Source organism: Paenibacillus sp. 01T422 (assembly GCF_056398785.1).
Map to the genome: position 1 here is coordinate 1 of NZ_JBFTQB010000539.1, position 4423 is coordinate 4423.

Sequence of the window (4423 nt, forward strand, 5' to 3'; positions counted from 1 at the left end):
GTTCGTCATGCCAACGGTTATCGTTGGCGAGGATGGCAGACCGGTAGGACTTGTTGAATCCGGCGATGCGGTCATCTTCTTCAACTTCCGTCCGGACCGTGCGATTCAGCTTTCTCAAGTCTTCACGAATGAAGACTTCCGTGGCTTTGATCGTGGTCCTAAAGTGGCTAAGAACTTGTACTACGTATGTCTGACGTTGTTCAGCGAGTCAGTAGACGGTTTCGTAGCTTACAAACCGAAGAATCTCGACAACACGCTCGGCGAGGTGTTGGCTCAGAACGGTCTGAAGCAGCTTCGTGCAGCGGAAACTGAGAAATATCCGCACGTAACGTTCTTCTTCAGCGGCGGTCGCGACGCGGAACTTCCAGGTGAAACTCGCTTGCTGATTCCTTCTCCGAAGGTTGCTACATATGACCTTCAGCCAGAGATGAGCGCTTACGAGTTGGCTGATGCCGTAGTTAAAGAGGTTGAAGCAGAACGTCATGACGTGATCATTCTTAACTTTGCTAACCCTGACATGGTTGGTCACTCCGGCTTGCTGGAGCCAACGGTGAAAGCGATCGAAGCGACAGACGATTGTCTGGGTAAAGTGGTGGAAGCGATTCTCGCCAAAGGCGGGGTGGTCTGCATCACAGCCGATCACGGAAATGCCGATGTCGTCACGAATGCGGACGGTTCACGCAATACAGCACATACAACGAATCCGGTCCCTTTTATTGTTACGGACAAATCTGTTACACTAAGAGACGGCGGAATTTTGGCAGATATTGCCCCAACAATGCTCGACTTCTTAGAGGTTAAACTACCGGAGCAAATGACCGGGACTACAATCCTTAAGAAATAGCAACCAAATTAATTATATAAAAGGAGTGTTTTCTACAATGACTATTATTTCTGATGTTTATGCACGCGAAGTATTGGATTCCCGCGGTAACCCAACGGTTGAAGTTGAAGTATATCTAGAGTCCGGCGCTTTCGGCCGTGCTATCGTTCCATCAGGCGCTTCCACAGGCGCATACGAGGCTGTTGAGCTTCGTGATGGTGACAAAGGCCGTTACCTAGGTAAAGGTGTTCTGAAAGCCGTTGAGAACGTAAACGAAATCATCGCTCCTGAAATCATTGGTTTGGATGCACTTGATCAAGTTGGCATTGATACAAAAATGATCGAGCTAGACGGTACTCCGAATAAAGCAAAATTAGGCGCTAACGCAATCCTAGCTGTTTCCATGGCTGTAGCTCGCGCTGCTGCTGACGCTCTGGATGTTCCTTTGTACACATACCTTGGTGGATTCAATGCCAAAACACTTCCAGTTCCAATGATGAACATCATCAACGGTGGGGCGCATGCCGACAACAACGTTGACGTTCAAGAGTTCATGGTTCTGCCAGTTGGCGCTCCTACTTTCAAAGAAGCTCTTCGCATTGGCGCAGAGATTTTCCATAGCTTGAAATCCGTATTGAAAGACAAAGGCCTTAACACAGCTGTTGGCGACGAAGGCGGATTCGCTCCTAACTTCACATCCAACGAAGAAGCGATCACAACAATCCTTACAGCGATTGAAAAAGCTGGTTACAAACCAGGTGTTGACGTATTCTTGGGTATGGACGTTGCTTCCACAGAATTCTTCAAAGACGGTAAATACGTACTTGAAGGCGAAGGCAAATCCTTCACATCCGCTGAGTGGGTTGACTTCCTTGCAGCATGGGTTGATAAATACCCAATCATTACAGTTGAAGACGGCTGTTCCGAAGATGACTGGGAAGGTTGGAAGTTGCTTACTGAGAAATTGGGTAACAAAGTTCAACTCGTTGGTGACGATCTGTTCGTTACGAACACTGAGCGTCTTTCCACAGGTATCGAGCAAAACATCGGTAACTCCATCTTGGTAAAAGTTAACCAAATCGGTACGCTTACTGAGACTTTTGATGCGATCGAAATGGCAAAACGCGCTGGTTACACAGCGGTTATCTCCCACCGTTCCGGCGAAAGCGAAGACAGCACAATCGCTGATATCGCAGTAGCTACAAACGCTGGCCAAATCAAGACAGGTGCTCCTTCCCGTACAGACCGCGTTGCGAAGTACAACCAACTTCTTCGTATCGAAGACGAGTTGTTCAGCGTAGCTCAATATGCAGGTAAAAAAGCTTTCTACAACTTGAGAAACTTTAAATAAGTTGGTTCATAATATAGGGATCTTTGAACGTAGTTCAAAGTCTCTCCGATTATAACTAAATAACAGCTTAGGCAGACGATGACTTCGGTCATCATCTGCTTATGCGACCGAGGGGGTCATTGTAATGAGCAATTGGGTGAAGACTATTTTATTTCTAATAGGTTCCGCATTGCTCACGCATTGGATCCCCTCATCTTTTTTCCGTAACCTGGATACCATGGTTCATGAGTTTGGGCACGCGGTGGTGACGTTGGCGCTATCTGGTCAAGTGCAGCGCATTGAGCTGTACGCCAACCATAGCGGTGTTACGCTTTCGGCGATCTCCCAGGCCAGATCGTGGTCGATCATTCCTGTGGCTTTGGCCGGGTATATGACAGCTTCCGTATTTGCGTGGTTCCTGTTCTCAGCATTTGCTAGAGGGAAGCAGCAGGTTGGTTTTCTGGTCATGATCGCGATATCCACCATTTCGTTGCTCTTATTCGTTCGCAATGGCTTCGGCATCATGTTCTTAATTGGCTTTATTGCCTTGACAGTTATCATGATGGCTATTCCGCTCAAGTGGCTGCGCAATTTCTATTACTTGCTGCTAGCTTTCTTGTGTCTGGAAGAGTCGGTGTTCGGACCTATTTATTTGATCCAAGCTGCGTCGCGAAATTCACGTCAGGCTGGGGATGCTACGAATCTGGCGCTTCATACGGGGGTTCCGACCATGGTATGGGCCATTATCTTTACGCTGTTTGCGCTATGGTGTGCGAAGCAAGCCGTTCAGGCTTTTCTTGGGCGGAACAAGCGGTCAACAAGCGCTAATCGCCAATCATCCGCGTATTCCTATCGTGACTAAACGGTTCAAAACGTCCAAATACCTCTTTTGTTGTATTCTAGGACGAACTGTGTTAAAATACTCATGCTAGTTGTATAAGCAAAAGTACAGGCAATTGGGGTGCTAATAAACATGTTAATCTTTATGAAAATTTTGTTGATCATAGCTTCGGTCGGATTAATTGCGATTGTTCTTCTACAAAAAGGTAAGAGCGCAGGGTTGTCTGGTGCCATTTCCGGTGGTGCGGAGCATTTATTTGGTAAACAAAAAGCACGCGGTTTGGAACTTTTCTTGTCCCGTTTCACGATGGGGCTTGCTGCTGCATTTTTCATTCTTTCCGTTGTTGTAGCATACGTAGTGAAGGCCTAACACACATAAAACGATAACAGCAGGGGAAATCTACTCCTGCTGTTTTTTCATTTTAAACGGGCCTATAGGTAGGAGATGTTTACCATCGAAAGCAAAGTTTACAAATCGACCGAGCCTTTTTTCTGGACAGGCAATGGGGCGAAGCAGACAACGGGCATATTAATGATTCACGGGTTCACGGGATCGCCCTCCGAATTTCGACGGATTGGGTATGAACTGCGGGATGAGGGCTACACCATCCAGGCCGTGAGGCTTCCCGGACATGGGACGTCACCAGAAGATATGATACGAACCGGATGGACGGATTGGTATGGGCATGTGCTGGAGAATTACGACGCGCTTGCGGCGAAATGCAAAAATGTCGTCGTGATGGGGCATTCGATGGGCGGTCTGTTGGCCCTGAAGCTGGCGGTCGAACGTCAAGTGGCAGGTGTGATTTCGCTTGCTACGCCGATTTTCCTTACGTCAAAAAAATCTGCGCTAGCTGTCATTGTGCAGTATTTTATCAAATACATAAATAAGAAGCCCAGAACACTCTCCACGCAATTAGATGAGTCATGTGCATATACCAAAACGCCGATTCGCTGCGTCGTTAGTTTGAGAAAGCTTTTAAAACATGTGAAAAGTTTGCTGCCCCAAGTGGATGTGCCGATATGGATCGGGCAGGGGGGCAAGGATGGAGTCGTCCATCAGGGAAGCGCAGCGTTTCTATATGAACGCATTCGCTCCAGAAGTAAAGAGCTTCGTTTCTATGCGAAGTCATCGCACGGTTTGCTGCTGGATCAAGAGAGAGAGCTTGTTTATGCCGATATTGCGGCGTTTATCCTTTCTCTACAAGTGGCATACTATGGAGTAAAGGAACAGGTACGGTGAGTGTAAGAACGATGCTCAACAACAACAAGAAGGTGAAGAGAATATATGATAACAAATCAAGATATTATTAGTTTGATGCAAGATGAGGCTTATAAGCCCATGTCCTATAAAGAGCTCGAAAAGCATTTCCGGATTGCAGGAGCAGAAGAGTTCAAGGATTTTATTAAATTATTGAACCAACTAGAGG

At 46.9% G+C, this 4423-nt stretch carries 5 protein-coding genes; all 5 read left to right on the forward strand.

Features of this window, described 5'->3' with window-relative positions:
- Positions 1 to 844: 2,3-bisphosphoglycerate-independent phosphoglycerate mutase (gpmI, locus tag AC1DUA_RS25270; protein WP_477502390.1), on the forward strand; the 844-nt coding region annotated here is incomplete at its 5' end.
- Positions 845 to 881: 37 nt separating this feature from the next.
- On the forward strand, positions 882 to 2174 hold the full coding sequence (eno, locus tag AC1DUA_RS25275; protein WP_477502391.1) for a phosphopyruvate hydratase: 1293 nt from the start codon (positions 882 to 884) through the stop codon (positions 2172 to 2174).
- Positions 2175 to 2298: 124 nt separating this feature from the next.
- Positions 2299 to 3015, forward strand: coding sequence for a M50 family metallopeptidase (locus AC1DUA_RS25280; protein WP_477502392.1), 717 nt, complete (start codon positions 2299 to 2301; stop codon positions 3013 to 3015).
- Between the two features lie 111 nt (positions 3016 to 3126).
- On the forward strand, positions 3127 to 3363 hold the full coding sequence (gene secG, locus AC1DUA_RS25285) for a preprotein translocase subunit SecG (protein ID WP_477502393.1): 237 nt from the start codon (positions 3127 to 3129) through the stop codon (positions 3361 to 3363).
- 75 nt (positions 3364 to 3438) lie between these two features.
- Complete coding sequence (locus AC1DUA_RS25290) at positions 3439 to 4236, forward strand: alpha/beta hydrolase (protein WP_477502394.1); 798 nt, start codon at positions 3439 to 3441, stop codon at positions 4234 to 4236.
- Positions 4237 to 4423: the final 187 nt, after the last annotated feature.